Raw genomic sequence first — 24,233 nt, forward strand, 5'->3', positions numbered from 1 at the left:
GTAGGTCATCGCCAGGGGCTTTATCCCCAAACCCCCGCTGCCTATGCAGCGGGGGTTTGCTTTTTTGCCGCATCCAAAACCCGGATGTCGCATAAACCAGAACGGCGCCTAAAGGCGCCGTTGGCGTTTTCCACGCCCTCAGATCAGCGTGGCTGCGGGTGTTGCACGGCGACGGCCGCCCTGCAGGCGCGCGACACAGAGAAAGGCCACGGGCCTGGCGGCTGCGCCGGAACGGAGCCTCGCAAGCGAACGCGTGCAGCACGGGCTGCCTCACGTAGATCCGCGACCACCGCGCATACGACAACGGCGCCAAAAGGCGCCGTTGCTTGAACCTCCTCGATGTCCCGCCCTTACACCCGGCCGAACACCAGCGTCGCGTTCGTACCCCCAAAACCAAAGCTGTTCGACATCACCGTCTCAAGACGCCCTTCCTGCGTCTGACGGAGTATCGGGAAGCCTTCCGCGCGCGGATCCAGCGTCTCGATGTTCGCTGAGCCGGCCATGAAGCCGTCACGCATCATCAGCAGGCAGAAGATCGCCTCGTGCACGCTGGCCGCGCCGAGCGAGTGGCCGGACAGCGCCTTGGTCGAGGAGATCGGCGGCACCCGCTCGCCGAAGACCTCGCGCACCGCACCCAGCTCGGTGATGTCGCCCAGCGGGGTGGAGGTGCCGTGGGTATTGAGGTAATCGATCGGGCGGTCGATGCCGGCCAGCGCCATGTGCATGCAGCGCACCGCGCCTTCGCCGGACGGGGCGACCATGTCGGCACCGTCGGACGTCACGCCGTAGCCGATCAGTTCGGCATGGATATGCGCGCCGCGCGCCATGGCGTGGTCGTAGTCTTCCAGTACCAGCATGCCGGCGCCGCCGGCGATGACGAAGCCGTCGCGGTTGGCGTCATAGGGGCGCGACGCGGATGCCGGGGTGTCGTTGAAGCCGGTGGACAGCGCGCCCATGGCATCGAACATCACGCTCATCGACCAGTGCAGGTCCTCGCCGCCGCCGGCGAACACGATGTCCTGCGCGCCGTGGCGGATCAGGTCGGCGGCCGCGCCGATGCAGTGCGCCGAGGTGGCGCAGGCAGCCGACAGCGAGTAGCTCAGTCCCTTGATGCTGAAGGCGGTGGCCAGGTTGGCCGAGACCGTCGAGCACATCGTGCGCGGCACCATGTACGGGCCGACCTTGCGCACGCCGCGGTTGCGCAGCAGGTCGGCGGCTTCCACCTGCCACTGGCTGGAGCCGCCGCCGGAGCCGGCGATCAGGCCGGTACGGACATTGCTGACCTGGGCCTGGTCCAGGCCGGCGTCGGCGATGGCATCGCGCAGGGCGATGTAGCTGTAGGCCGCCGCGTCGCTCATGAAACGCTTGAGCTTGCGGTCGATCTGCGCGTCCAGGTCGATGTCGACGCGGCCGCCGATCTGGCTGCGCAGGCCGGCTTCGGCATGGTCGGGCAGGGCGACGATGCCGGGACGGCTTTCGCGCAGGGCACTGGAAACGGTATCCAGATCGTTGCCAAGGCAGGAGTTGATCCCCATGCCGGTGATGACGACACGACGCATCAGAAGCTCTCGGTGGAAGTGAACAGGCCCACGCGCAGGTCCTTGGCGGTATAGATCTCGCGCCCGTCGACCAGCATGCGGGCGTCGGCCTGGGCCATGACCAGCTTGCGGTTGATCACGCGCGAAATGTCGATTTCATACTGCACCAGCCTGGCGCTGGGCAGCACCTGGCCGGTGAACTTGACCTCACCGCAGCCCAGGGCGCGGCCGCGCCCCTCGGCGCCCAGCCAGGTCAGGAAGAAGCCGGTCAGCTGCCACATCGCATCCAGGCCGAGGCAGCCAGGCATCACCGGGTCGCCGATGAAGTGGCAGCCGAAGAACCACAGGTCGGGGCGGATATCGAGCTCGGCGCGCACCAGGCCCTTGCCGTGGGGCCCCCCGTCGTCGCGGATGTCGGTGATGCGGTCGAACATCAGCATCGGGTCGTTGGGCAGGCGGCCCTTGTTGGGCCCGAACAGCTCGCCGCGGGCACTGGCCAGCAGCTGTTCGCGCGAGAACGCATTGAGACGGTTCATCGAAGCGGTAATCCGGAGCACGAAAACGTGGGTTAACGCCCGAGCATGCATGATGCGCGGGCTTTCAATCAACAGTTTTATCCGTACGCATCCGTAGTGTTGCGGGGAAAAGGCGGCACGTTCGTCGTAGATCGTACCGGTGCGTATGGAGCGCGGCGCTATGATGGCGGTCCTTCGTTCCGCGGTCATGTTGCTCGCCATGCGCAAGATCATCCACATCGACATGGACGCGTTCTACGCGTCGGTCGAGCAGCGGGACGATCCGGCGTTGCGGGGGCGGCCGGTGGTGGTGGCCTGGCGCGGTGCCCGGTCGGTGGTATGCGCGGCCTCCTACGAGGCGCGCAGGTTCGGCGTGCGCTCGGCGATGCCCGCGGTGCGCGCCGAGCGGCTGTGTCCGGACGCGGTGTTCGTGCCGCCGGATTTCGCCCGCTACAAGGCCGTGTCGCGGCAGATCCGCGAGATCTTCCTGCAGCACACCCCGCTGGTCGAGCCGCTGTCGCTGGACGAGGCCTACCTGGACGTGAGCGGATCGCCGACCTGCGACGGCATCGCCACCGAGATCGCACGCACCATCCGTGCGCAGATCCGCGAGGTGACCTCGCTCACCGCCTCGGCCGGCATCGCGCCGAACAAGTTCCTGGCCAAGATCGCCTCCGACTGGCGCAAGCCCGATGGCCAGTTCGTGGTGCCGCCTGCGCGGGTGGAGCAGTTCCTGACGCCGCTGCCGGTCAGCCGCGTGCCCGGCGTGGGCAAGGTCATGGAAGGACGCCTGGCGGCGCTGGGCATCGCTACCGTCGGCGATCTGCGCGGGCTGCCGCTGGAGCAGCTCGAAGCGCTGTTCGGCACGTTCGGGCAACGCCTGTACCGGCGCGCGCGCGGCATCGACGAGCGCCCGGTGGAGCCCGACCAGCCGGTGCAGTCGATCTCCTCGGAGGACACGTTCGCCGAGGACCTGCGGCTGGGCGAGTTCGACGAACTGATCGCCCAGCTGGCGGCGCGGACGTGGCGCGCGACCGGGCGCACCGAACGCATCGGCCATACCGTGGTGCTCAAGCTCAAGACCGCCCAGTTCCGGATCCTCACCCGCAGCCTCACGCCGGATGCGCCGCCGGCCTCGGAGGAGGAACTGCGCGACATCGCGCTGGCGCTGTGCCAGCGCGTGCAGCTGCCGCCGGACACGCGCTACCGGCTGGTGGGCGTGGGCCTGTCCGGGTTCCGCGACCGCGAGGATACGGTGGTGCAGGGCGACCTTTTCCGCGATGCGGCCGTGGACTGACGGGTTTCCGCGCCCCGGTACAATCGACGGTTCACTGTCATGGAGTGGGTGCGTGGGCATTGCAGCGCTGGTATTCGATCTGGACGGTACGCTGGTGGACAGCGCCGAGGACATCGCCGAGGCGATCAACCGCTCGCTGGAGGAGCTGTCACTGTCGCGCGTGTCCGAGGCGACGGTCCGCAGCTGGATCGGCGAAGGCGTGCGCCGCCTGGTCGCCATCGCGCTGGCGCACGCCGGCAGCGAGCGCACGCCGGACGAGGTGATGCCGCTGTTCATGCGCCACTACCATGACTGCCTGCTGCGCAGCCCGCGCCTGTACGACGGCGTGGCCGACGCCCTGCAGCAGGCGCAGGCGCGTGGGCTGCCGATGGCGATCTGCACCAACAAGCCATCGGCACTGGTACCGCCGCTGCTCGCGCACCTGGGCATCGCCGGATACTTCGCGCACATCGTCGGTGGCGACACGCTGCCGCAGCGCAAGCCGTCGCCCGAGCCGGTACTGCATGCGGCGCGGCTGCTCGGCCGCGCGCCGGCGCAGTGCCTGATGGTCGGTGACTCGGCCACCGACCTGGAGGCGGCCAACGCCGCCGGCATGCCCATCGCCCTGGTGCGCTACGGTTACCCGCGCGATCTCGACCTGGATGCGGCCGGTGCGGTCGCGGTGATCGACGATATGCGGGAACTGCTCGCAGGCGTCTGAGCGACGATTCGCCGGCCTGTGCGGCGCGCGGGCATGGTGCCAGGCGCCGCCCGGTCCACTGCCGGACGTCCGGCGTGGATGATGCCGGCATGGCCCTCGTGGTCATGGAACGACGCCCCGGCATGAGGCCGGAGCGTCGTCGGAGCCGCCGTGGTGGCCGCTTCAGCGCGAGCGGTAGCGCAGCGTCAACTGGTACTCGCGACCGGGCTGGTTGTACCAGGCCACGGTTTCGTACTCGCGATCGAACACGTTGGCCGCCCGGGCCTGCAGGCTCCATGCCTCGTTGATGGCGTACTCCACGCGCAGGTCCACCGTGCCGTAGCCGGCCAGGCGCAGGCTGTTGGCGACGTTGTCGAAACGGTGCCCGGTGGCGGTGGCGGTCACGCCCACGCGCAGCGGCCCGAAGCCACGATCCACGTCGAGGCGGCCGCTGCTGCGGGCACGGCGTGGCAGCCAGTTGTCGTAGCTGGCCGCGCCGCGGGTGTGGTCGCGCGGATCGGTGAAGCTGGCCTGGGCGTTGATGTCGAACCCGGCCAGCGATGCGAAGCCGGTCAGCTCGGCACCGCGGATGCGCGCCTTGGCGATGTTGTACGGGGTATAGGTGCTGTCCAGCGCGATCAACTGGTCGATGCGGCTTTCGTAGGCGTTGAAGGTCCAGTTCCAGCCCTCGCCGTACTGCGCGATGCCGACGTTCACGCTGGTGGATTCCTCCGGCTTCAATGCCGGGTTGCTCGACCACGGGAAGTACAGGTCGTTGAAGGTCGGTGCCTTGAAGCCGGTGCCGGCGCTGGCGGTGAGGCGCAGGCCGTGGCCGAGCGCCAGACCGTAGCCGAGGCTGCCGGTGGTGTGGTTGCCGAACTGCTCGTTGTCGTCGTTGCGCACGCTGGCCTGCAGCGAGTGCGCGCCGAAGCGGCCCTGGTACTCGGCGAACACGCCGGTGTTGTCGCGGCTGTCGATCGAATAGGCGGTGGTGCTGGTCACCTGGTCCTTCTGCCAGTCGCCGCCGACGCTCAGCTGCTGGCCCTCGGCGAACAGGAAGTCGCCCTGCACGCTGGCGGTGTCGCGGCGCGTGTCGAAGGTGGAAACGAAGCTGCGCTTGCCGGCCTGGACGTAGTAGCTGTCGGCCTGGTCGTCGTTGCGGCCCACCTGGACGGACAGGCCGAACGCGTCACCCGGGGTCCAGCGCAGCTTGCCGCCGTATACCCGCTGCTGGTTGTCGGCCTCGTTGCCGCCATAGATGCTGCCGTCGTACTGGTTGCGGCTGGCGGCGTCGAGCATGTGGCCTTCCACGCTCAGGGTTTCGCCCAGCGCGTAGCCGCCGCGCACGTTGAGCGAGGTGTTGCGGTAGCCGTCGCGGTCGGGCTCGTCGACATAGCAGCCCTGGAACAGCGTGGCCGACCCGTTGCACGCGTTGATGCCGTCGGTCTTCTGCCAGGCGCCCTGCGCCGACACCCAGCCGCGTTCGCCGCGGTTGCTGAACCCGGCGCTGGCCTGGCGCAGGTTGTGGCTGCCGGCGGTCAGTGCCAGGTTCTGTTGCAGGCCCTGGCCGGCGGCGCGGGTGAAGATCTGGATGACGCCGCCGATCGCCTCGGAGCCGTACAGGCTCGAACGCGGCCCGCGCACGATCTCCACGCGCTCGATCTGGTCGATCGGCAGGTCCTGCAGCGCCGGCATGCCGCTGGAGGCGGCGCCGATGCGCACGCCGTCGACCAGCACCAGTACCTGGCTTGAGGCGCTGCCGCGCATGAACAGCGAGGTGATCTTGCCGGGGCCGCCCTGGTTGACGAAGTCCAGGCCGGCGCGGCCGCGCAGCAGGTCCATCAGCGAGGCGGCCTGGCTGCGGTCGATCTGCTCGCGGTCGATCACCTGCACCGGCACCACGCTGTCGGCGATGGAAACCGGTGTACGGGTGGCGGTGACCACCACGTCGTCGAGTTCGGTGGGCGCCTGCTCGGCGCTGGCGATGCCCGGCAGCGCCAGCGCAAGGGCGAGGGAAAGGGTGTGGTATGGCAGTTTCATCTGAACTCCTGGATCCGCGCGCTCCCGCGCGGATGGACGGTGGAGGCTGCCAGGAGAAGGGAAACGACGGAGTGCGCGCACGGCGCCACTGCCGCCGCCATGCCCTCCGCATCGCAACCAGTCGGCTTCCGGGCCGGTCTCCGGGCTCGCAGGCGAAGCGCGCATCGACGCTTCCGGCCAGGCGCCTTCCCGTGCGATGGATGCACAGTGGCGGTATGCCTGTCCTTGTCCTGCTTACCGTTGCGGGGGCAGCGCCGGACTGGCGCGGGCCAGGATGTTCCTGGCAGGCGCGGCACCGGCTTCCCGTTTCAACCGGCCAGAGCGAGTCCGGCCGGTCACCCGAAAGTGCGGGCATTCTATGCCATCACCCGCCGCGCTGCCGGGGGAGACCGGTGTGGGGCAGGCGGCGGCGCCCGCCACGGCACATCGTGCAGGCGCCATGCGCCCTACAATGCGCGATTGCAACGCGGTATCGGAACACACGTGACAGACGCATGGTTCACCCGGGCCTGCCCCGCGCCTTCGCAGGCGCACCGGCAGCGTGCCATCGCCCGCCAGCGGCAACTGACCAAACCCGAGGGGGCGCTGGGGCGCCTGGAAACCCTCGCCATCGAACTGGCCGCTCTGCAGGGGCGCGAGCAGCCGCAGGCCACGCGGGTACCGGTGCTGGTGTTCGCCGGCGACCATGGCATCGCCGCACAGGGCGTGTCGGCGTATCCGGCGGAAGTGACGGTGCAGATGCTGCGCAACTTCGCCACCGGTGGCGCCGCCATTGCCGTGCTGGCGCGCGAACTGGGCGTGCCGCTGCATGTCTGGGACGTGGGCAGCCTGGCCGATGCGCCGGTCAGCGGCGTGACCTGTGACAAGCCGCGTCGCGGCACCGACGATTTCACCGCCGGTCCGGCCATGGCCGCGGCCGACCTGGATGCGGTGTTTGCCGCCGGCCGGCGCGCGGTGTCCGCGGCCTGCGGCGATGGCGCCGACCTGCTGCTGCTTGGCGAGATGGGCATCGGCAACACCACCTCGGCCAGCGCGCTGGCAGCGGTGCTGGGGCCGTTGCCGCTGGCGGAACTGGTGGGGGCCGGCACCGGCCTGGATGCGGCGCGCATCGCCCACAAGCAGGCCGTGATCGCACGGGCGCTGGCGCTGCACGGTGCCGCGATTACCGCGGCCGGGGACCCGGGCCGCGAGGCCCTGTGCCGCGTCGGTGGGCTCGAGATCGCGGCACTGGCCGCGGCCATGATCGCCGCCGCCCAGCGTGGCGTGCCGGTGCTGGTCGACGGCTTCATCGTCTCCGCCGCGGCGTTGGCGGCGGTGCGCATCAATCCTTCGCTGCGGCCGTGGCTGCTGTTCTCGCACCGCTCCGCCGAGCGTGGCCACGCACGCGTACTGGAGCAGCTGCAGGCCGACCCGCTGCTGCAGCTGGACCTGCGCCTGGGCGAAGGTTCCGGCGCGGCGCTGGCGCTGCCGCTGCTGCGCCTGGCCAGCGCGCTGCACAACGGCATGGCGACGTTCGCCGAAGCCGCGGTTGCCGACCGGAGCGCCGCGCCATGATCCTGGACCTGATGCGCCATGCCTCCACCGGCCGCCAGGGCCATCTGGACGGCCGCAGCGATCCGCCCTTGCTCGACGGCGCGGTGGACGCGCTGCTGCAGCGCCACGGTGATGGCCAGTGGAGCCGGGTGATCGCCTCGCCGCGGCGCCGTGCGCTGGATACCGCCACCGCGCTGCTTGCCGGTCGCGAACTGTTCTGCGAAATCCACCCGGACTGGGCCGAACTGGATTTCGGCGACTGGGACGGGCGCCATTACGACGAGATCCCCGCCGAACTGCTGGCCGGGCTCTACGACGCGCCGCATGCCGTGGTGCCGCCCAACGGCGAGAGCTGGCAGCAGTTCCAGCAGCGCGTCGATGCCCAGCTGCAGCGGCTGCTGGACGAGGACGAGCATGACGGACCGGTGCTGGTGGTCAGTCATGCCGGCGTACTGCGGCTGGTGGTGTCGCGCGTGTGTGGCATCCCGCTGGCGGCCCTGTGGGCGATGCGCATCGATTACGGCACCCGCGTGCGCCTGCGCGTGGAGCGCGCGCAGGACGGACAGGTGTGGGGCGAGCTGCTGGAGTTGTGCCAGCCGTGAGCGTGCGCCGCCTGGTCCTGGCCATCCAGTTCCTGACCCGGCTGCCGACGCCCCAGGTCAAGGACTTCCGCGACGACGACCTCAGCCGTGCGGCGGTGTACTACCCGCTGGTCGGTGTGATCATCGGCGCGCTGCTGGCCGCGCCGTTGTACCTGCTCGGCGACCGGCCCTGGCTGGCCGGCGTGCTCACGCTGCTGGCGTGGGTGTGGGTGACCGGCGCGCTGCACCTGGACGGGCTGGGTGATGTCGCCGATGCCTTCGGCGCCGCGCACCGCGACCCGCAGCGTTTCCTTGAAGTGCTCAAGGACCCGCACATGGGCGTGTTCGGCGTGGTCACCCTGGTGATGCAGCTGCTGCTCAAGTTCGTGCTGCTGGCCGAGCTGTCGGCCAGCCCGCTGTGGTACGGCATCGTGCTGGTGCCGGCGTGGGCGCGCTGGGGCACGCTGTGGTGGAGCCGGTTGTTGCCGTCGCTGCACGGTGCGGGCATGGCCGAACGCTTTTCATGGCAGCTGAGCCTGCGCTCGATGTGGGTGTGGGCGCTGCTGCTGGCAGTGGTCACCGCCTTCGTGGCCTGGCCGCTGCTGCTTGCGCTGCCGCTGGTGGCGCTGATCGCGGCCTGGTGGCGGCGCCGGCTGGGCGGTATTTCCGGCGACTGCCTGGGCGCCAGCGTCGAGGTCACCGAAAGCCTGCTGCTGCTGGCACTGGTGCTGCTGGGCGGGGTCGAACGGGTACTGCCGTAGCGGCCCGGCCGCCGGCTTCAGTCCTCGCCGAAACGGATCTCGCCGGTCTCGTCGCCGCCGTCGTCGAGGTCCGCATGCGGCTGCATGCGGGTCTCGCGGACCGGCCCGGCCATCTGCCCGGCGCGCGCGGCAGGCAGCCCGCCGGCCGCTGCTTCGTATTCGGAGACCAGTTGCTGGCGGCGCGCGTCGGGTACTTCCTGCCAGTGGCAGCCGACCAGCGCACCTTCCAGCGAGTAGAGCAGGTTGAGGCTGGGCTTGAAGCCGGCGCGGCGTACCTTGACGAAGGCACCGACGGCGCCCACCGCGGCCAGGTCCTCGGCGCTGCGCAACCCGACCTGGCGCAGCCACGCCGCGCTCTTGGGGCCGATGTTGCGCAGCTTGAGCGCACTCATGCCAGCGCCTCGACGAACACCCGGGCGATGGCCTCCAGCCCCGCCTGGTCGTCGGCGTCGAAGCGCGAGGTGACCGGGCTGTCGAGGTCGAACACGCCGACCAGCGCGCCGCCATGGACCAGCGGCACCACCAGTTCCGAGCGCGAGGCCGAGTCGCAGGCAATATGGCCGGGGAAGGCATCCACGTCGTCCACGCGCTGGGTCTGGCGGGTGCTGGCGGCTGCCCCGCACACGCCCTTGTGCAGCGGGATGCGCACGCAGGCCGGCAAGCCCTGGAACGGGCCGACCACCAGCTCGGTGCCATCGAAGAAATAGAAACCCACCCAGTTGAGTTGCGGCAGCGCGTGGTACACCAGTGCCGACAGGTTGGCGGCATTGGCGATGCGGTCGCTCTCGCCGTGGACCAGGGCGCGTGCCTGTGCCAGCAACTGGGCGTACTGTTCCGGCTTGCTGCCGGTGAGCGTTGTGGAACTGAACATGGGGCGAAGTCTAACCGTTGCGCCCCCGCGATGGTGTCCGCTGGGGGCGGCAGCGCCCGTTGCGCGATGACCGCCCGGGGCACGCCATCGCGCTTGATGGCGTGCGGTGAAACGTCGGGAAAAGAAAGACCCGGCAACGGGAGAGAGCTCGTTGCCGGGTCCGGACAGGGCGCGGGGGAGGGGGATCCGCGCGCTGTTGAGGGGGAGTCAGCGGGTCTTGGTGCCTTGGTGCTTGCCGTTGCCGGCCTGGAAGGGCTGCCGTGCCAGTTCGGCCAGCGCCTGTCCGGTCTGCAGCCCGAGCCCGGCGATCTCCTGCCCGGCCGAGGCCAGCCGCTGCAGGTTTTCCCGGGCTATCCGCAGGCCCTTGGGCAGCAGCGATGGCAGGTCGGCCGCCGGGTCGGGATGGACCAGCTCGCCGAGGAAGCCGGCGGTGGCGTTGGCATTGCGCTCGAAGGTACGCAGCTGCACGCCGAACGCGCTCTCCGCGTTTTCCAGTGCCAGCCGGTTGGCGCGATGGGCCAGTGCCGCGAACTGCCGGGTGTAGTCGCTGAAACCGTCGTCGAACCGGGCGGACATGCCGTTGCTCCGTCGTTTGTTGCGACGCAGCATAACGTTCGCCATGGCGGCGCGGAAGTCCGGTGCCTGCGGCCGCCGGGGAATCGTTCAGCTCAGATGCCGCGGTAGCGGCAGCCGGAGGTGCAGGTCTCGTGCACGGTCACCGCGCTGAGCTGCGGCAGAACCGGCTGGAGCCGGTCCCAGATCCAGATCGCCAGGCGCTCGCTGGTGGGGTTTTCCAGCCCGGGGATGTCGTTGAGGTAATGGTGGTCGAGCTGCTCGTAGAGCGGCTGGAAGGCGGCCTTGATGTCGCCGAAGTCCATCACCCAGCCGGACTCGGCGCCGGGTTCGCCGCTGACTTCCAGGCGCACGCGGAACGAGTGCCCGTGCAGGCGCGCGCACTTGTGGCCGGCGGGAACGTTGGGCAGCCGGTGGGCGGCCTCGAGGGTGAAGTCTTTGAAGATGTCCATGACGCGATTGTAGTAGCCGGTGGGCGTGTGCCGGGTGTCCGGCGGGCGCAGGCGGGGTCAACGGCGAACGGCCGCAATGCGGCCGTTCGCTACGGGTCCAGTCGGGTCGGTCAGACCGCGCTGTTGGGCTGCGGCGCCTTGCCGCGGCCACGGCCGCCACGGCGGCGGCGTGCGGCGCCGGCCGGCTGGCCTTCGCGGCGCTGGCCGTTGTTCTCGCCACGCGGGGCGCCGGACGGCGCACCCGCCCCGCCACGGCGCTGGCCCGGCGCGGCGTCGCGGTGGCCACCGGGGCGGCCGCCATTGCCGCGGCGCGGCGGACGTTCGCCGCCGGGCTGCTCGGCCTTGCCCGGGGCACTGTTGCCCCAGCGGATCGGCGTGTGCGGCTCGAAGCCCGGCACGTCGCGGATGTCCATGTCGCGGTCCAGCAGGCGCACGATCTGGCGCAGGTACTTGGCATCTTCCTGCGCCACCAGCGAAACCGCCTGGCCGCTGGCGCCGTTGCGGCCGGTACGGCCGATGCGGTGCACGTAATCCTCGGCCACCATCGGCAGGTCGTAGTTGATGACCTTGGGCAGCTCGTTGATGTCGATGCCACGCGCGGCGATGTCGGTGGCCACCAGCACGGTGACGCGGCCGGCCTTGAAGTCGCCCAGTGCGCGCAGGCGCTGGCTCTGGCTCTTGTTGCCGTGGATCGCCGCGGTCTTGATGCCGGACTTGTCCAGGAACGTGGCCAGCTTGTCGCTGCCGTGCTTGGTCTTGGCGAACACCAGGGTCTGCTCGCGCGAGTCCTGCGCCAGCAGGTGCAGCAGCAGTTCGCGCTTGCGCCCGGCGTCGACCGGGTGCACGCGGTGGGCGATGGTCTCGGCCACGGTGTTGCGCGGGGTCACCATCACCTCGCGCGGGTTGCGCATGAACTCCAGCGCCAGCTGCTTGATCGGGTCGGCGAAGGTGGCCGAGAACAGCAGGGTCTGCCGGTTCTGCTTGGGCAGCTTGGCCAGGATGCGCTTGATCGATGGCAGGAAGCCCATGTCGAGCATGCGGTCGGCTTCGTCCAGCACCAGCACCTCGATGCCGGACAGGTCGATGCTGCGGCGCTCCAGGTGGTCGATCAGGCGGCCCGGGCAGGCCACCAGCAGGTCCACGCCACGGCGCAGGATGTCGAGCTGGTTGCCCATGCCGACGCCGCCGTAGATGCAGGTGCTGGGGATGCGCAGGTACTTGCTGTAGCCGCGCAGGCTGTCATGCACCTGGGTGGCCAGTTCGCGGGTGGGGGTCAGGATCAGCGCACGCGGCCGGCGCGGGCCGTTGCGCACTTCCTGCGCCGAGGTGGCCAGGTGTTGCAGCAGCGGCAGGCCGAACGCGGCGGTCTTGCCGGTGCCGGTCTGTGCGCCGGCCAGCAGGTCGTGGCCTTCCAGCACCAGCGGGATGGCCTGCTGCTGGATCGGGGTGGGGTTTTCGTAACCCTGCTCGGCGAGCGCGCGCAGCAGGAAGGGCGCAAGGCCCAGATCTTCGAACGACATGGAAACTCCGCAATATGGGGACGCGCCGGCCCGGATGGGTCTGCGCTGCCGGTCATGGCGACCGGTCGGCTCGGAGCGTTCCCGTAAAACCGCGCTGCGAGATCATGGGTGCGACCAGCGCAAGGCGCGCTGGCCGGAATGCGAGACGAATGGCGTCGGAATGGGGGCGGGCGGGCGGACCGGGCGACGAGGCCTGCGGTCCTGCGCCGCCGGCGATCCCGGAAGGGAAACGGACGGCCGCTGGCAGACCGCGATAGTCTAAGGGATGTTCGGGAACGGCACAAAAATCCCTGTTCAGGTACGGTCGGGGGCGCGGGTTCCCGATCGGCCCGGCAGGGCGCGGTGCCGTCGCTGGTTGCCGCGCGGCACCCGGTGGCGCGGCAGCCGGGTGGATTCCCGGCAGTGCCCGCGTGGCGCTGGTCGCCGCCGGACTATTCGTTACAATCGAAACTTGTTTCCCGCCCCTGGACTGGACGCTCCGATGAAGCTTGGTTCCCTGAAGGAAGGTGGCCGCGACGGCACCCTGATCGTGGTCTCGCGTGACCTGGCCCGTGCCGTGCGCGCCACCGGCATCGCCGCCACCCTGCAGCAGGCGCTGGAGGACTGGTCCAACGTCGCGCCGCGGCTGAACGCGCTGTCCGAGTCGCTCAACCACGGCGATGCCGATGGCGTGTTCGACCTGGACATGCAGGCGCTGGCCGCACCGCTGCCGCGCGCGTACGAGTTCGTCGATGGCAGCGCCTACCTGCCGCACGTGGCACGGGTACGCAAGGCACGCGGCGCCGAGGTCCCGGAGAGCTTCTACACCGATCCGCTGATGTACCAGGCCACCAGCGCCGGCTTCTATGGCCCGCGCGACGCGGTCAAGGTGGTCAGCGAGGACTACGGCATCGACCTGGAAGCCGAGATCGTGGTGATCACCGACGACGTGCCGATGGCGGTGACGCCGGAGCAGGCCGCCGGCCACATCCAGCTGGTCGGCCTGGTCAACGACGTCAGCCTGCGCAACCTGATCCCGGCCGAACTGGCCAAGGGCTTCGGCTTCCTGCAGTCCAAGCCGCGTTCGGCGCTGAGCCCGGTATTCGTCACCCCGGACGAACTGGGCGAGGCCTGGCAGGGCAGCAAGGTGCACCTGCCGCTGGTGACCCACATCAATGGCGAATGGTTCGGCGCGCCGGAAGCGGGCGTGGACATGCAGTTCGATTTCGCCCAGCTGGTCGCGCATGCGGCCAAGACCCGTCCGCTGTCGGCCGGCGCCATCGTCGGTTCGGGCACCATCGCCAACGAGGACACCGCGCTGGGTGCGTCCTGCTTCGCCGAGCGCCGTACCGTGGAAACCCTGCGCGACGGCAAACCGTCCACGCCGTTCATGAGCTTCGGCGACGTGGTGCGGATCGAAATGTTCGACCGCGCCGGCAACAGCATTTTCGGCGCCATCGAACAGCGCATCGAGCAGGCCGCGCGGCCCTGAGGGCGGCGCGCACCTTCACCGGTGCGCGCGGGTACCCGCCGACCGGCCGGGGGCATTCCCGGCCGACGGCGCGATGGACCGACCGGCGGCACGGACGCTTCCGTCACCGGCGGGTATGGTGGCCTGCAGGCAAAAGGACATGGACATGCAACAGGCATTGACGCTCTACAGCTACTGGCGCTCCAGCGCCGCCTACCGCGTACGCATCGGCCTGAACCTGAAAGGGCTGGACTACGCCATCGTGCCGGTGCACCTGGTGCGCGACGGCGGCCAGCAGCACGCCCCGGCGTATGCCGCGCTCAACCCGCAGGAACTGGTGCCGACGCTGTGCGATGGCGAACGCGTGCTGACGCAGTCGCTGGCGATCCTCGAGTACCTGGAGGAAACCCGCCCGCAACCGGCGCTGCTGCCGGCCGCTGCCGGCGACCGCGCGCGGGTGCGCGCGCTGGCGCAACTGGTGGCCTGCGACATCCATCCGCTCAACAACCTGCGCGTGCTGCAGTTCTTCGACCAGGAATGGCACGTGCCGCAGTCCGAGCGCGACGATTGGATCCTGCACTGGATGCGCATGGGCTTTTCGGCGCTGGAGACGGCGCTGGCGGGCTCGGCGCAGACCGGCCGCTTCTGCCATGGCGACGCGCCCGGGCTGGCCGATTGCTGCCTGGTGCCGCAGCTGTACAACGCGCGTCGCTTCAACCTGGATCTGGACGCCTTTCCGACCCTGCGGCGGATCGAAGCCGCCTGTCTGGCGCTGCCGGCATTCGACCGCGCGCGGCCGGAGAACCAGCCGGACGCGGCCTGACCTCCCCGCGCTGCAGCCGGGAGCCACGCAAAAGCCCCGCCGCAGCGGGGCTTCGTGGTGCGCCATCACGGCGGTGGTGCGCCTCAGAACCCGTGGGTGATCGACGCCGGTGCCGCCGCCGCGGAGAAATCCGCGTAGGGGTCGTGCTCGCCGCTGGCGCCTTCGGACAGCCGGAACTTGAGCGCCAGGCCGTCGCGCGAATCGGCCGCGCGCAGCGCCTCCTCCTGCTCGATCACGCCCTCCTTGGCCAGCCGGAACAGGCACTGGTCGAAGCTGTGCATGCCCTCCTCCAGCGACTGTTCCATGGCCTGCTTGATCTCGTGCACCTGCCCGCGGCGCAGCAGGTCGCGGATCATCGGCGTGTTGATCAGCACCTCGGTCGCGGGCCGGCGGCGGCCGTCGGTGCCCTTGACCAGGCGCTGACTGATCACCGCGCGCAGGTTCAGCGACAGGTTCATCAGCACGTTGCGGTGCGCGCTCTCGGGGAAGAAGTTGAGGATGCGCTCGATGGTCTGGTCGGCGTTGTTGGAGTGCAGCGTGGCCAGGCACAGGTGGCCGGTCTCGGCGAAGGCGATGGCCGCTTCCATGGTCTCGGCGTCGAGGATTTCGCCGATCAGGATCACGTCCGGCGCCTCGCGCATCGCGTTCTTCAGCGCGTTGTGGAAGGCATGGGTATCAAGCCCGACTTCGCGCTGGTTGACGATGGACTGCTTGTGCCGGTGCAGGAATTCGATCGGGTCCTCGATGGTGAGGATGTGCCCGGTGGTGGTGGCGTTGCGGTGGTCGATCATCGACGCCAGCGACGTGGACTTGCCCGAGCCGGTGGAGCCGACCACCAGCACCAGCCCACGCGGGGTCATGATCACGTCCTTGAGCACGTCCGGCAGCTTCAGTTCCTCGATCGAGGGAATCCGGTTCTTGATCGCGCGGATGACCATGCCCACTTCGCCGCGCTGCTTGAACACGTTCACGCGGAACCGGCCCACGTCGGCCAGCGCGATGGCCATGTTCAGCTCCAGGTCGCGCTCGAACTGCGGCACCTGGCCTTCGTCCATCAGCGAGTAGGCGATCTTCTTGACCATGCCCGGCGGCAGGCCGGTATTGCCCAGGGGGTACAGCTTTCCTTCGATCTTGATGTGGACCGGCGCACCCGTCGTCAGGAACATGTCCGACGCGTTTTTTTCGGTCATCAGCTTCAGGAAATAGCCGATATCCATGGAAGGTTCCCCAAGCAGGAGCCACCCGGCGTTGCAAGCACGTGGCAGCCTTGACGACAATGGCCGTGCTCAACTTTCCGCGACGGCTCCCCAATGAAACCTAGCTTCGCACACTTACGACGTTTCCTGTATGTGACCGCGTGCGCATCTGCGCTCTGTGCCAGCGCGATGGCGCAGGACCCGGCCGCGGCCGACCTGCTTGCCGCCCAGCAGGCGGTCGAACGCGCCGACCGCGCCGATGCCGACCAGTACGCGCCGGACACCATCGCCCTGGCCCGGCAGCAGCTGGAGCAGGCCCAGCGCGCGGCCGGCGACCGCCGCGAGCGCAAGCAGGCGCCACTGCTGGCACAGCGTGCCGCGGTCGACGCCGACCTTGCACGGGCCCAGAGCGAGGAGGCCGTGGCGCTGGCCATGCTGGCCCAGCGCAGGGCCGAAGTGGAGCGCCTGCAACGCCAGCTGGCGACCGGGGAGGGACACTGATGGGCATCCGCATCCTGCTCGTGGCCGGCCTGCTGGCCGTGCCGCTGCTCGCCACCGCTGCCGAAGACCCGGCGGTGGCGATGTTGAACCAGCGCCTGGTCACCCTGCAGGCCGACGCGCGTACCACCGACCTGGCGGCACTGGAACGATTGCAGGCACAGCAGGCGATCGCCGTGCTGGCCAAGGCCAGGCGCAAGGAACTGGACCAGGCGCGTTACCTGGCCGAGCGCCGGGTGGCGATCGCCGAGGCCAGTGCCCGCGCCGAAGCCGCCCGCCGCGAAGTCGACCAGCTCGAACGCACCCGCAGCGAACTGCTGGTCGAGGCCAGCCGCCGCGAGGCCGCGCGCGCCCGCCAGGAGGCCGAGCGGCTGCGCGTGCAGGCGCAGATCCAGGCCGAGGAAGCCGAACGCCTGCGCCAGGCCGCCGAGGCCGAGACGCTGGCCCGGCAGGACGCCGAGGCGGCGCTGACCAGCGTCGCCGGCAAGCAGGCCGCGCGGGTGAGCTCGGCCCAGCAGAACGCCGCCAAGCTGGCCCGCGAGGAGGCCGAACTGGTTTCCGGCAAGAAGCTGCCTGCGTCCAGGTTCGACAACCGCGGCGAGGTGTTCACCCTGGCCGGCGACGCCTTCGCGGCGGGCCAGGCGACCCCGTCGGCTGCCGCGCGCGACCAGCTCAAGGCATTGGCCGAGTACCTGAACATCGGCAAGAAGGGGCGGGTGACCATCGAGGGGTACGACAGCGCCAGCGGTGTCGGCCAGCGCCGCGCGCAGGCGTTGAAGGATGCCCTGGTGGCGGCCGGCGTCGGCGCCAACCGCATCCAGGTCAGCGGCAAAAAGGCCGCCGCCACCCGGGCCCGTTCGGCCGAGGTGGTCGTCGCACCGTGATGCCGTGCCGGCGCTGCCGGCACCCACCGGGTGGGGTGCCGGCCGGTTCCGGCACTACTGCTTGTGTTGCCTGAGCGCATGCGCTGGCGTGCCGTGCGGCGGTGTCGTGAACACTGAATGTGCGGCCGTTGCTGAACCTTTTCAGACTCCCTGCGGTGCGCTTGCCGGAACTATTTTTCAGGCGTAGGGTCAATCGTCCGGGCGACATTTTCGTCGTCCGTACAGCGGAGGACCGGGCCAGTGCAACCGTGGCGCGAACCAGTACCAGACAGCTTCCGGGCAGTAGGCCGGAACGCAGCCGGGGGTTCGGCCGTGCTCCGTCCGGACCTCCATCCCAGAGCGCCCCGTGCCGCAAGGCCGGGGCGTTCGTGTTTCCGCATGTAGGAGGTAGTCATGTTCGAAGGGCAGCCGCAGAGTGAGATCGACGCGTTGATCAAGGTCAACCCCGAGTTCAAGCAGCTCTATCAGCAGCACCAGAAGCTGAACAAGAAATGCATGGATGCGGAACTGGGAGTACTTCCCATCGACGATGTGACCCTGGGGCAGATGAAACGCGAAAAGCTGCTGGCCAAGCAGAAACTGCTGCGGATCTATGAAGACCGGCTCAACTGAACCTTCCCCACGCTGAAGTCTTTCCGTCGCGGGCAATGGCGGCCTCCTCGTCGGTCGCCATTGCCCGCGCCGCTTGCGCAAAGGCGCGCTGGCAATGATCCAAGAACCGATCGTCGCCTGACTTTCGCGCATATCCATCGGATAATCGGGCTCCGGCCGCCGCGCGGCGCGATCCCAAGCATATCGATGGCAATCCACTCCTCCGTACTTGAACTCATCGGGCGCACGCCGATCGTCAAGGCCCAGCGCCTGGATACTGGCGTCTGCGAGCTCTATCTCAAGCTCGAAAGCGCCAACCCGGGCGGTTCGATCAAGGACCGCATCGGCCTGTCGATGATCGAGGCGGCGGAGAAGCGTGGCGACCTCAAGCCCGGCGCGACGCTGGTGGAAGGTACCGCCGGCAACACCGGGCTGGGCCTGGCGCTGGTCGCCCAGCAGAAGGGCTACAAGCTGATCCTGGTGGTTCCGGACAAGATGAGCCGGGAGAAGATCTTCAACCTCAAGGCGATGGGCGCCGAGGTGGTGCTGACCCGCTCGGACGTGGCCAAGGGCCACCCCGAGTACTACCAGGACCTGGCCAAGACCATCGCCGAGCGCACCCCGGGCGCCTATTTCGTCAACCAGTTCGGCAACCCGGACAACCCGGCCGCGCACGAGTTCGGCACCGGCCCGGAGATCCTCGAGCAGATGGACGGCGACCTGGACGCCATCGTGTTCGGCTGCGGCAGCTCCGGCACCATGACCGGGTTGTCGCGCGCCTTTGCCCGGCTGTCGCCGAAGACCGAGCTGGTGCTGGCCGACCCGGTCGGTTCGATCCTGGCCGAGTACATCAACGAAGGCACGCTCAACGAGAAGTCGGGTTCGTGGCTGGTGGAGGGCATCGGCGAGGATTTCCTGCCGTCGATCTCCGATTTCAGCCGGGTCGGCAAGGCCTATGCCATCACCGATGCGGAGAGCTTCCACACCGCGCGCGAGCTGCTGGGCAAGGAAGGCATCCTCGGCGGTTCCTCCACCGGCACCCTGCTGGCGGCGGCGTTGAAGTACTGCCGCGAGCAGACCACCCCGAAGAAGGTGCTGGTGCTGGTGTGCGATACCGGCAACAAGTACCTGTCGAAGATGTACAACGACTACTGGATGCTGGACAACGGCTTCCTCGAGCGTCCGCGCTACGGTGACCTGCGCGACCTGATCCTGCGCCCGTACAGCCAGCGCGACACCGTGGTGGTCGGCCCCAACGACCTGCTGACCACCGCCTACCAGCGCATGAAGCTGTACGACGTCTCGCAGCTGCCGGTGATGGATGGCGACCGCCTGGTCGGCATCATCGACGAGAGCGACGTGCTGTTGCATGTCTACGGCGACGAGGCGCGGTTCCGCGACCCGGTGGCCATCGCCATGGTCAGCAAACTCGACCGCCTGGACGTGAAGTCGCCGATCGAGGCGCTGCTGCCGGTATTCGACCGCGGCCAGGTCGCCATCATCATGGACGGCGCCGATTTCCTCGGCCTGATCACCCGCATCGACCTGCTGAACTACCTGCGGCGGCGGGTGCAGTGACCGCCGCGCGTGTGGAACGACAGGTCTGGACCTTCGAGTGACTGGGACGACAATGCAGAACAGTGTGCAGGCGGGCCATACAACAGCGTCGCAGTATCTCCTGCTGGGCGAGTTGCTGATCGACCGGCAACTGATCAGCGCGGGCGACGTGCAGAAGGCGCTGGCCTTCCAGGCGCAATTCGGTGGCCGGATCGGCAGTGTGCTGGTGCGGCTGGGAGCGCTGTCGGAGGATTCCCTGTTGCCGGTACTGTCCGACCAGTTGGGCATTCCGGTGCTTGGCGGCGATGAATGGCCGGCCAGCGGCGATGACGTGCGCTCGGTGCTCAGTGGCGCCGGTTACAGCCTGGAATGGTGGCTGGACAACGGCGTGGTCGCCTGGGAGCTCGCCGAAGGCAAGGTGCTTGCCGTGGCGCGGGACCCGCTCGATCCCTTGGTGAACGAGGCCTTGGACAAGGCATTTGGGCAGACGTGGGCATGGCGCCTGGCACGCTCGCAGGAGACGGAAAGGCTGATCGACATGGTCGGCAATTCCCGTTCCCGTGGCGACATGGACTTGGACGATGACGTCAGCCATCTGCGTGAACTCGCGGAGGAGGCGCCTGTCATAGAATTGGTCAACAATATCCTTGCCCAGGCAATGGACCAGCGCGCCTCGGACATTCATATCGAACCGGAAGAGTCGGTGTTCAACGTGCGCCTGCGTACGGATGGGATCCTGCATACGCGTATGGTCCTCCCGGCCAGCCGATACCCTGCGGTTGCTTCTCGGGTAAAGCTGATCTCTGGGATGGACATTGCCGAGCGCCGCCTGCCTCAGGACGGGCGGCTTAGCGTACGCGTTAGCGGCCAAGAGGTGGACGTACGTGCTTCCGCTGTGCCTGCCGTCCATGGCGAATCGATTGTGCTGCGTCTGCTGCCGAAGGAACGGGACGATCTGAGCCTGGAGCGGCTGGGGTTTTCCGCGCGCGACCTTGCCTTGTTCCGCACCTGGGCTGCCGAGCCCCATGGCGTGGTCCTGGTGACGGGCCCGACGGGCTCGGGCAAATCGACCACACTCTACGCGACGCTGGAGGAAATGAACCAGCGGGACCGCAAGATCATCACCGTTGAGGATCCGGTGGAATACGAGGTGGAGGGTGTCACCCAGATCCAGGCCAACTCGGACATAGGCTATACCTTCGCGCGCGCGCTGCGCGCCATCCTGCGCCAGGACCCTGACGTCATCATGATCGGCGAAATCCGCGACCTGGAAACGGCGGAGATTGCCGTCCAGTCGTCCCTGACAGGTCACCTCGTGCTCTCGACCCTGCATACCAACGACGCGGTGAGCGCGTTCACGCGCCTGGTCGACATGGGCCTTGAGCCGTTCCTCGTAGCGACCAGCGTGCGCGCCGTACAGGCCCAGCGCCTCGTGCGCCGGTTGTGTCCGCATTGTAGCCGTCCCGCCGCGGTACTGCCGGTATTCGAGCAGATGGCGGGCCCACTTGCCGGCGAAGACGCCGAGGCCTGCTGGAAGGAGGCGGTAGGCTGCCCACGTTGCCAAGGTACGGGATACAGAGGACGGCTGGGTATCTACGAATTGGTGGACGTGACCCCGGAGCTGCAGGAACTGGTCATCGCGGGCGCGACTGCCGAGAAGATGCGCAGCTTGGTCAATGCCCAGGGGGGCAGGACCTTGCGCGACGATGGTCTGCTGAAGGCGCGTGCCGGCCTGACCACCGTGGAAGAAGTCGTGCGCGTCACCGGCGGTCTGGCGTCCGATGAGTGACATGTCGCAGTACCGCTACGAAGCCCTCGACCGCAGCGGTAGCAAGTTGACCGGTGCCGTTGACGCTTCCTCCGAGGTGGATGCTGCTCGGCGTCTGGCGGCCATGGGATTGACCCCCTACTCGATGAAGCAAATCAAGGGGGGACGTTCGCTGTCCAGCCGGCGCAAGACCGCTTCGACGCGCGAATTGCAGCTCGTGCTGCAGGAGTTCACCGCGCTGCTGGAGGCGGGAGTCGGTCTGGTGACCTGTCTCTCTTCCTTGGCCAAATCCAGTCACCATCCGTCCCTGACCAATGCCTTCGCCTCGATGGAGAAGGCGGTGCGCCGGGGTGAGAGCTTCAGCACGGCGTTGCGCGAATCCAAGCTCCCCGTACCCGAGTACCTGCACCAGTTGATGCAGGCCGGCGAGGCGACGGGACGCATGGCTGAGTCGATGCGTGGCGGTGTCCGCCAGTTCGAATACGACCAACGCGTCCGCCAGGAAATGACCGGAGCGATGATCTATCCGGCGGTGCTGGTGCTTTCGGGTGTGGCGGCCGTGGGCATCATCTTCATGTGGGTCGTTCCGCGCTTCGGTGGCCTGTTGACCCAGCACGGGGAGAGCATGCCCGCTCTTTCGCGCTGGGTCATCAGTACCGGGGTGTGGCTCAGCTCGCATGCCTGGTGGGTAGCCGGCGCGTTGATCACCGTCGCGGCGGTGGCCCGTGCGCTGTTCGGCCTTCCCGGTTTCAGGGAAAAACTGGCCGAGACGCTCATCAAGCTGCCCGTCGTTGGAGAATGGGTGCTGGAGGCGGAGGTTGGCCGCTGGGCCAGCACATTGGCCGCCCTGCTGGAGGGTAAGGTCGAGCTGGTGCGTGCGCTGGGGCTGTCGGCGGCGGCGGTGCGCTTCGGTTTCCTGCGCAACCGGCTTTCGGCGGTGGTCAAGGGCGTCAAGGGCGGCATGACCCTGTCGGCCGCCCTCCGCGAACACCGGGCGCTCAACCCCACTGGCTATGATCTTGTAGCGGTGGGCGAGGCCAGCGGCGAACTGCCCAAGCTGCTGTCGGCGCTGGCCGGGTTGTATGAAGCAACGGGGCGCGATCGCATGAAGCGCGCCCTGCAGTTGATCGAGCCATTGGCGATCATCCTTATCGGCGTCGTGGTCGGCGTGATCATGACGGCGATCATTCTTGCGATCACGAGCGTAAACGATGTTCCACTATGAAGATCCGGAGAAAAAGATGAAGTTGCGCGGATATCGACGCATGCGGGGTTTCACCCTGCTGGAGATGCTGGTGGTCCTGGTGATCATCGGCCTCATCGCCAGCCTTGTTGGCCCGCGTCTGTTCAGCCGGGTCGACAGCTCCAAGGTGCAGGTGGCCGAAACCCAGACCCGCCTGCTGCGTGGCGCGATCGAGACGTTTCGCCTCGAGGTAGGGCGCCTGCCGACCACCGAGGAGGGTCTGGCCGTGCTCTACACCGCACCGGCGGACGATCGTTCTAAGGCGCGTTGGCGTGGCCCCTATCTGGATGAGAGGGTTCCGGCTGATCCTTGGGGCAATCCCTACCAGTACGCTATTCCCGGGCGCGACGGAATGCCGTTCGCCATCTATTCCTTTGGAGCCGACGGCAAGTCCGGTGGCGAAGGCAACGACACAGATGTGGGCTTCCTGCCGCAGGGACAGTGACAGTTCGGCAACAAGGGCCTGGGACGGTGGCTTCTCTTTGCTGGAGTTACTGGTCGTTCTGGCGCTGATTTCGTTTATGACGGCATTGGTCGCCCCGCGCCTGAAGAACACTGTGGACGCCATCAGCCGCAGCGGCGAACGTGCGGATGCCGTGAGGCAGCTGGAGCGGTTGCCCCTGCTAGCGAGGCGCGACGGCACGCCGCTGGCGGTTGACAAGGGGCATGCGTTGTCCATCCCCGGCCTTGAACTCCCCGAGGGCTGGAGTGTCCAGGTGATTGATCGGCTGCGGGTCGCCGCCAACGGCTACTGTGCACCGGCACAGCTTGAAGTCACCACGCTGGAGGGAAAGGAGCGCTGGATGCTGGGTACGCCTGATTGCAGGATTTCCGATGCGCCGCTTTGAGCCGCCAAGAGGCTTTTCCCTGCTGGAGGCCATTGTCGCGCTGGCGATCGTCGCCACCGCAGGGCTGGCCCTGTTCGCGGCGATGAACCAGTCCATCCAGATGGCGCTTAGGGCAGAAGACGCGCGCAAGAGCGACACCGCCATGCGCAATGCCCTGGCTTGGATGGAGGTCGTGAACCCCGGGCAGACTCCCAGTGGCGAGAAGCGACTTGGTGGAATGGTGCTTGAATGGAAGTCGAAGCCCGTCGAGCCGCCCCGCGATGCGATGACTGGCTATTTGCAGGCAGGTCTCTACCAGGTGGGGTTATATGACGTGACCGTTGATGTCCGTGGCGAGGACGGCGTCTCCGCTTCCTTCCAACTGCGCAAGGTGGGGTACAAGCAGGTCAGGGAGCCTGCTCAGCTATGAGTGCCGCAAGCCTCTGCACATCCGGTGCACGCCAGGGCGGCTTCACCCTGCTCGAGGCGATCGTCACCCTGGTGATCGTGTCCCTGCTGGTTACCATCCTGATGCAGGCCCTGGGGCAGGCCATGAGCCTGCGTACCCGCCTGCTGCGTTTCGACGGTGAAAATCGCATTGCCGGTCTGCAGGAAGCGTGGTTCCGGGAGACGGTGGCTGGCCTGCAGCGGGACCTTGAAGAGCTGGGTGAAGGGGCGTTGGGGAATCGCGAGTCGCTGGAGTATTCGACGCCATCGCCGTTGGCGGCGCAGGGGTTCTCAGGTGTGCGCTGGTGGCTAGAGGACGGCAGCCTGCACTATGCCGACGTGACAGTGCCGGATGTTGTGATCATTAAAGGCCCCCTGAAGGACGCGGCCTTCTCGTATCTGGACGAGGGCGGAGCCTGGGTGGACGAATGGAAATGGAAGGACCACAAGTCGCCGCCTAGAATGGTCCGGTTCACCGCCAGCACTGCACGTGGGTCCCTCGACTGGCTGGTGCCTGTCATAGCCGATGGCATGGATCCGGAGGATATGAAACTTTTGGAAGAGAACGGCGCCAGTGGCATGTGATCGC

Annotated in this window: 26 protein-coding genes and 1 riboswitch; of the genes, 17 read left to right on the forward strand and 9 right to left on the reverse strand. The window is 68.2% G+C overall.

Going from position 1 to position 24,233, the window contains the following annotated elements:
* Nucleotides 1-350: 350 nt before the first annotated feature.
* Both fabB and fabA read right to left on the reverse strand, forming a co-directional pair.
* Nucleotides 351-1,559 carry a beta-ketoacyl-ACP synthase I gene (gene fabB, locus ABB33_RS01260; RefSeq protein WP_056930854.1) on the reverse strand — a complete coding sequence of 403 codons (1,209 nt, stop codon included), beginning with the start codon at nucleotides 1,557-1,559 and terminating at the stop codon, nucleotides 351-353.
* Nucleotides 1,559-2,074, reverse strand: a complete 516-nt coding sequence (gene fabA / locus ABB33_RS01265) for a 3-hydroxyacyl-[acyl-carrier-protein] dehydratase FabA (RefSeq protein ID WP_054662614.1) — start codon at nucleotides 2,072-2,074, stop codon at nucleotides 1,559-1,561. Before fabA ends, fabB begins: the two co-directional genes overlap by 1 nt.
* Before the next feature lie 190 nt (nucleotides 2,075-2,264).
* Between fabA and dinB the strand changes: the two genes are divergently transcribed.
* A complete protein-coding gene (dinB, locus tag ABB33_RS01270; protein ID WP_152984915.1) occupies nucleotides 2,265-3,350 on the forward strand; it encodes a DNA polymerase IV in 1,086 nt (361 codons plus the stop codon).
* Between the two features lie 52 nt (nucleotides 3,351-3,402).
* A complete protein-coding gene (gph, locus tag ABB33_RS01275; protein WP_056930855.1) occupies nucleotides 3,403-4,050 on the forward strand; it encodes a phosphoglycolate phosphatase in 648 nt (215 codons plus the stop codon).
* Nucleotides 4,051-4,212: 162 nt separating this feature from the next.
* Here gph and btuB read toward each other — a convergent pair whose 3' ends face one another.
* Entirely contained in the window at nucleotides 4,213-6,069 is a 1,857-nt protein-coding gene (gene btuB, locus ABB33_RS01280; protein ID WP_056930856.1) for a TonB-dependent vitamin B12 receptor, read from the reverse strand.
* Between the two features lie 114 nt (nucleotides 6,070-6,183).
* A riboswitch (cobalamin riboswitch) is annotated at nucleotides 6,184-6,427 on the reverse strand.
* Nucleotides 6,428-6,552: 125 nt separating this feature from the next.
* On the opposite strand from btuB, the gene cobT reads away from it, so the two are divergent.
* Genes cobT through cobS form a run of 3 tightly spaced genes read left to right on the forward strand, consistent with a single transcriptional unit; the run spans nucleotide 6,553 to nucleotide 8,944 of the window.
* The gene (gene cobT / locus ABB33_RS01285; RefSeq protein WP_056930857.1) at nucleotides 6,553-7,623 is read left to right on the forward strand and encodes a nicotinate-nucleotide--dimethylbenzimidazole phosphoribosyltransferase; all 1,071 of its coding nucleotides are present in this window, start codon (nucleotides 6,553-6,555) and stop codon (nucleotides 7,621-7,623) included.
* Nucleotides 7,620-8,204: a histidine phosphatase family protein gene (locus tag ABB33_RS01290; protein WP_056930858.1), complete on the forward strand. Its 585-nt coding sequence runs from the start codon at nucleotides 7,620-7,622 to the stop codon at nucleotides 8,202-8,204. Before cobT ends, ABB33_RS01290 begins: the two co-directional genes overlap by 4 nt.
* Nucleotides 8,201-8,944, forward strand: a complete 744-nt coding sequence (gene cobS, locus ABB33_RS01295; protein WP_056930859.1) for an adenosylcobinamide-GDP ribazoletransferase — start codon at nucleotides 8,201-8,203, stop codon at nucleotides 8,942-8,944. Before ABB33_RS01290 ends, cobS begins: the two co-directional genes overlap by 4 nt.
* Nucleotides 8,945-8,961: 17 nt before the next feature.
* Here cobS and ABB33_RS01300 read toward each other — a convergent pair whose 3' ends face one another.
* From ABB33_RS01300 to ABB33_RS01320, 5 genes are all read right to left on the reverse strand, one after another.
* Nucleotides 8,962-9,336, reverse strand: a complete 375-nt coding sequence (locus ABB33_RS01300; protein ID WP_054662636.1) for a TfoX/Sxy family protein — start codon at nucleotides 9,334-9,336, stop codon at nucleotides 8,962-8,964.
* Nucleotides 9,333-9,815: a GAF domain-containing protein gene (locus ABB33_RS01305; protein WP_056930860.1), complete on the reverse strand. Its 483-nt coding sequence runs from the start codon at nucleotides 9,813-9,815 to the stop codon at nucleotides 9,333-9,335. Before ABB33_RS01305 ends, ABB33_RS01300 begins: the two co-directional genes overlap by 4 nt.
* Nucleotides 9,816-10,022: 207 nt before the next feature.
* Nucleotides 10,023-10,391: a phasin family protein gene (locus ABB33_RS01310; RefSeq protein WP_056930861.1), complete on the reverse strand. Its 369-nt coding sequence runs from the start codon at nucleotides 10,389-10,391 to the stop codon at nucleotides 10,023-10,025.
* 92 nt (nucleotides 10,392-10,483) lie between these two features.
* Nucleotides 10,484-10,840, reverse strand: coding sequence for a 6-carboxytetrahydropterin synthase QueD (gene queD, locus ABB33_RS01315; protein WP_054662649.1), 357 nt, complete (start codon nucleotides 10,838-10,840; stop codon nucleotides 10,484-10,486).
* A 110-nt stretch (nucleotides 10,841-10,950) separates the two neighbouring features.
* The gene (locus tag ABB33_RS01320) at nucleotides 10,951-12,360 is read right to left on the reverse strand and encodes a DEAD/DEAH box helicase (protein ID WP_054662653.1); all 1,410 of its coding nucleotides are present in this window, start codon (nucleotides 12,358-12,360) and stop codon (nucleotides 10,951-10,953) included.
* A 481-nt stretch (nucleotides 12,361-12,841) separates the two neighbouring features.
* Between ABB33_RS01320 and ABB33_RS01325 the strand changes: the two genes are divergently transcribed.
* Nucleotides 12,842-13,831, forward strand: a complete 990-nt coding sequence (locus tag ABB33_RS01325; protein ID WP_054662656.1) for a fumarylacetoacetate hydrolase family protein — start codon at nucleotides 12,842-12,844, stop codon at nucleotides 13,829-13,831.
* A gap of 145 nt (nucleotides 13,832-13,976) precedes the next feature.
* Complete coding sequence (gene maiA, locus ABB33_RS01330) at nucleotides 13,977-14,633, forward strand: maleylacetoacetate isomerase (RefSeq protein ID WP_056930910.1); 657 nt, start codon at nucleotides 13,977-13,979, stop codon at nucleotides 14,631-14,633.
* An 83-nt stretch (nucleotides 14,634-14,716) separates the two neighbouring features.
* Here maiA and ABB33_RS01335 read toward each other — a convergent pair whose 3' ends face one another.
* Nucleotides 14,717-15,850 (reverse strand): PilT/PilU family type 4a pilus ATPase, encoded by a 1,134-nt coding sequence (locus ABB33_RS01335; protein ID WP_056930862.1) that lies wholly within the window; start codon nucleotides 15,848-15,850, stop codon nucleotides 14,717-14,719.
* Nucleotides 15,851-15,943: 93 nt separating this feature from the next.
* Between ABB33_RS01335 and ABB33_RS01340 the strand changes: the two genes are divergently transcribed.
* The 10 genes from ABB33_RS01340 to ABB33_RS01385 all read left to right on the forward strand — a co-directional run bounded on the left by ABB33_RS01340 (nucleotide 15,944) and on the right by ABB33_RS01385 (nucleotide 24,229).
* Nucleotides 15,944-16,330: a DUF4398 domain-containing protein gene (locus tag ABB33_RS01340; protein WP_056930863.1), complete on the forward strand. Its 387-nt coding sequence runs from the start codon at nucleotides 15,944-15,946 to the stop codon at nucleotides 16,328-16,330.
* Nucleotides 16,330-17,211, forward strand: coding sequence for an OmpA family protein (locus tag ABB33_RS01345; RefSeq protein WP_056930864.1), 882 nt, complete (start codon nucleotides 16,330-16,332; stop codon nucleotides 17,209-17,211). Before ABB33_RS01340 ends, ABB33_RS01345 begins: the two co-directional genes overlap by 1 nt.
* A gap of 393 nt (nucleotides 17,212-17,604) precedes the next feature.
* Nucleotides 17,605-17,823, forward strand: a complete 219-nt coding sequence (locus tag ABB33_RS01350; RefSeq protein ID WP_056930865.1) for an HP1242/YdcH family protein — start codon at nucleotides 17,605-17,607, stop codon at nucleotides 17,821-17,823.
* Nucleotides 17,824-18,009: 186 nt separating this feature from the next.
* Nucleotides 18,010-19,380 carry a pyridoxal-phosphate dependent enzyme gene (locus ABB33_RS01355; protein WP_056930866.1) on the forward strand — a complete coding sequence of 457 codons (1,371 nt, stop codon included), beginning with the start codon at nucleotides 18,010-18,012 and terminating at the stop codon, nucleotides 19,378-19,380.
* A 52-nt stretch (nucleotides 19,381-19,432) separates the two neighbouring features.
* Nucleotides 19,433-21,148: a GspE/PulE family protein gene (locus ABB33_RS01360; RefSeq protein ID WP_056930867.1), complete on the forward strand. Its 1,716-nt coding sequence runs from the start codon at nucleotides 19,433-19,435 to the stop codon at nucleotides 21,146-21,148.
* A 1-nt stretch (nucleotide 21,149) separates the two neighbouring features.
* Complete coding sequence (locus ABB33_RS01365; RefSeq protein ID WP_056930868.1) at nucleotides 21,150-22,352, forward strand: type II secretion system F family protein; 1,203 nt, start codon at nucleotides 21,150-21,152, stop codon at nucleotides 22,350-22,352.
* A complete protein-coding gene (gene gspG, locus ABB33_RS01370) occupies nucleotides 22,339-22,815 on the forward strand; it encodes a type II secretion system major pseudopilin GspG (protein ID WP_211260854.1) in 477 nt (158 codons plus the stop codon). The genes ABB33_RS01365 and gspG overlap by 14 nt, the downstream gene beginning before the upstream one ends.
* Nucleotides 22,787-23,218 (forward strand): prepilin-type N-terminal cleavage/methylation domain-containing protein, encoded by a 432-nt coding sequence (locus tag ABB33_RS01375; protein WP_082594929.1) that lies wholly within the window; start codon nucleotides 22,787-22,789, stop codon nucleotides 23,216-23,218. The genes gspG and ABB33_RS01375 overlap by 29 nt, the downstream gene beginning before the upstream one ends.
* On the forward strand, nucleotides 23,205-23,627 hold the full coding sequence (locus ABB33_RS01380; protein ID WP_056930870.1) for a PulJ/GspJ family protein: 423 nt from the start codon (nucleotides 23,205-23,207) through the stop codon (nucleotides 23,625-23,627). The genes ABB33_RS01375 and ABB33_RS01380 overlap by 14 nt, the downstream gene beginning before the upstream one ends.
* The gene (locus ABB33_RS01385; RefSeq protein WP_056930871.1) at nucleotides 23,624-24,229 is read left to right on the forward strand and encodes a PulJ/GspJ family protein; all 606 of its coding nucleotides are present in this window, start codon (nucleotides 23,624-23,626) and stop codon (nucleotides 24,227-24,229) included. Before ABB33_RS01380 ends, ABB33_RS01385 begins: the two co-directional genes overlap by 4 nt.
* Nucleotides 24,230-24,233 lie beyond the last annotated feature (4 nt).

It is taken from the genome of Stenotrophomonas acidaminiphila (genome assembly GCF_001431595.1).
Classification (GTDB): domain Bacteria; phylum Pseudomonadota; class Gammaproteobacteria; order Xanthomonadales; family Xanthomonadaceae; genus Stenotrophomonas; species Stenotrophomonas acidaminiphila.

Excerpts from the sequence above, each read along its gene's own strand:
- maiA (WP_056930910.1), top strand. The coding sequence starts at position 13,977 with ATGCAACAGGCATTGACGCTCTACAGCTACTGGCGCTCCAGCGCCGCC.
- ABB33_RS01320 (WP_054662653.1), bottom strand. The coding sequence starts at position 12,360 with ATGTCGTTCGAAGATCTGGGCCTTGCGCCCTTCCTGCTGCGCGCGCTC.
- queD (WP_054662649.1), bottom strand. The coding sequence starts at position 10,840 with ATGGACATCTTCAAAGACTTCACCCTCGAGGCCGCCCACCGGCTGCCC.
- ABB33_RS01310 (WP_056930861.1), bottom strand. The coding sequence starts at position 10,391 with ATGTCCGCCCGGTTCGACGACGGTTTCAGCGACTACACCCGGCAGTTC.
- ABB33_RS01345 (WP_056930864.1), top strand. The coding sequence starts at position 16,330 with ATGGGCATCCGCATCCTGCTCGTGGCCGGCCTGCTGGCCGTGCCGCTG.
- fabA (WP_054662614.1), bottom strand. The coding sequence starts at position 2,074 with ATGAACCGTCTCAATGCGTTCTCGCGCGAACAGCTGCTGGCCAGTGCC.
- fabB (WP_056930854.1), bottom strand. The coding sequence starts at position 1,559 with ATGCGTCGTGTCGTCATCACCGGCATGGGGATCAACTCCTGCCTTGGC.
- ABB33_RS01375 (WP_082594929.1), top strand. The coding sequence starts at position 22,787 with ATGTGGGCTTCCTGCCGCAGGGACAGTGACAGTTCGGCAACAAGGGCC.
- ABB33_RS01355 (WP_056930866.1), top strand. The coding sequence starts at position 18,010 with ATGGCAATCCACTCCTCCGTACTTGAACTCATCGGGCGCACGCCGATC.
- ABB33_RS01350 (WP_056930865.1), top strand. The coding sequence starts at position 17,605 with ATGTTCGAAGGGCAGCCGCAGAGTGAGATCGACGCGTTGATCAAGGTC.
- ABB33_RS01380 (WP_056930870.1), top strand. The coding sequence starts at position 23,205 with ATGCGCCGCTTTGAGCCGCCAAGAGGCTTTTCCCTGCTGGAGGCCATT.
- ABB33_RS01385 (WP_056930871.1), top strand. The coding sequence starts at position 23,624 with ATGAGTGCCGCAAGCCTCTGCACATCCGGTGCACGCCAGGGCGGCTTC.
- ABB33_RS01300 (WP_054662636.1), bottom strand. The coding sequence starts at position 9,336 with ATGAGTGCGCTCAAGCTGCGCAACATCGGCCCCAAGAGCGCGGCGTGG.
- ABB33_RS01340 (WP_056930863.1), top strand. The coding sequence starts at position 15,944 with ATGAAACCTAGCTTCGCACACTTACGACGTTTCCTGTATGTGACCGCG.
- ABB33_RS01360 (WP_056930867.1), top strand. The coding sequence starts at position 19,433 with ATGCAGAACAGTGTGCAGGCGGGCCATACAACAGCGTCGCAGTATCTC.
- ABB33_RS01325 (WP_054662656.1), top strand. The coding sequence starts at position 12,842 with ATGAAGCTTGGTTCCCTGAAGGAAGGTGGCCGCGACGGCACCCTGATC.
- ABB33_RS01335 (WP_056930862.1), bottom strand. The coding sequence starts at position 15,850 with ATGGATATCGGCTATTTCCTGAAGCTGATGACCGAAAAAAACGCGTCG.
- ABB33_RS01290 (WP_056930858.1), top strand. The coding sequence starts at position 7,620 with ATGATCCTGGACCTGATGCGCCATGCCTCCACCGGCCGCCAGGGCCAT.
- ABB33_RS01305 (WP_056930860.1), bottom strand. The coding sequence starts at position 9,815 with ATGTTCAGTTCCACAACGCTCACCGGCAGCAAGCCGGAACAGTACGCC.
- gspG (WP_211260854.1), top strand. The coding sequence starts at position 22,339 with ATGTTCCACTATGAAGATCCGGAGAAAAAGATGAAGTTGCGCGGATAT.
- ABB33_RS01365 (WP_056930868.1), top strand. The coding sequence starts at position 21,150 with ATGTCGCAGTACCGCTACGAAGCCCTCGACCGCAGCGGTAGCAAGTTG.
- btuB (WP_056930856.1), bottom strand. The coding sequence starts at position 6,069 with ATGAAACTGCCATACCACACCCTTTCCCTCGCCCTTGCGCTGGCGCTG.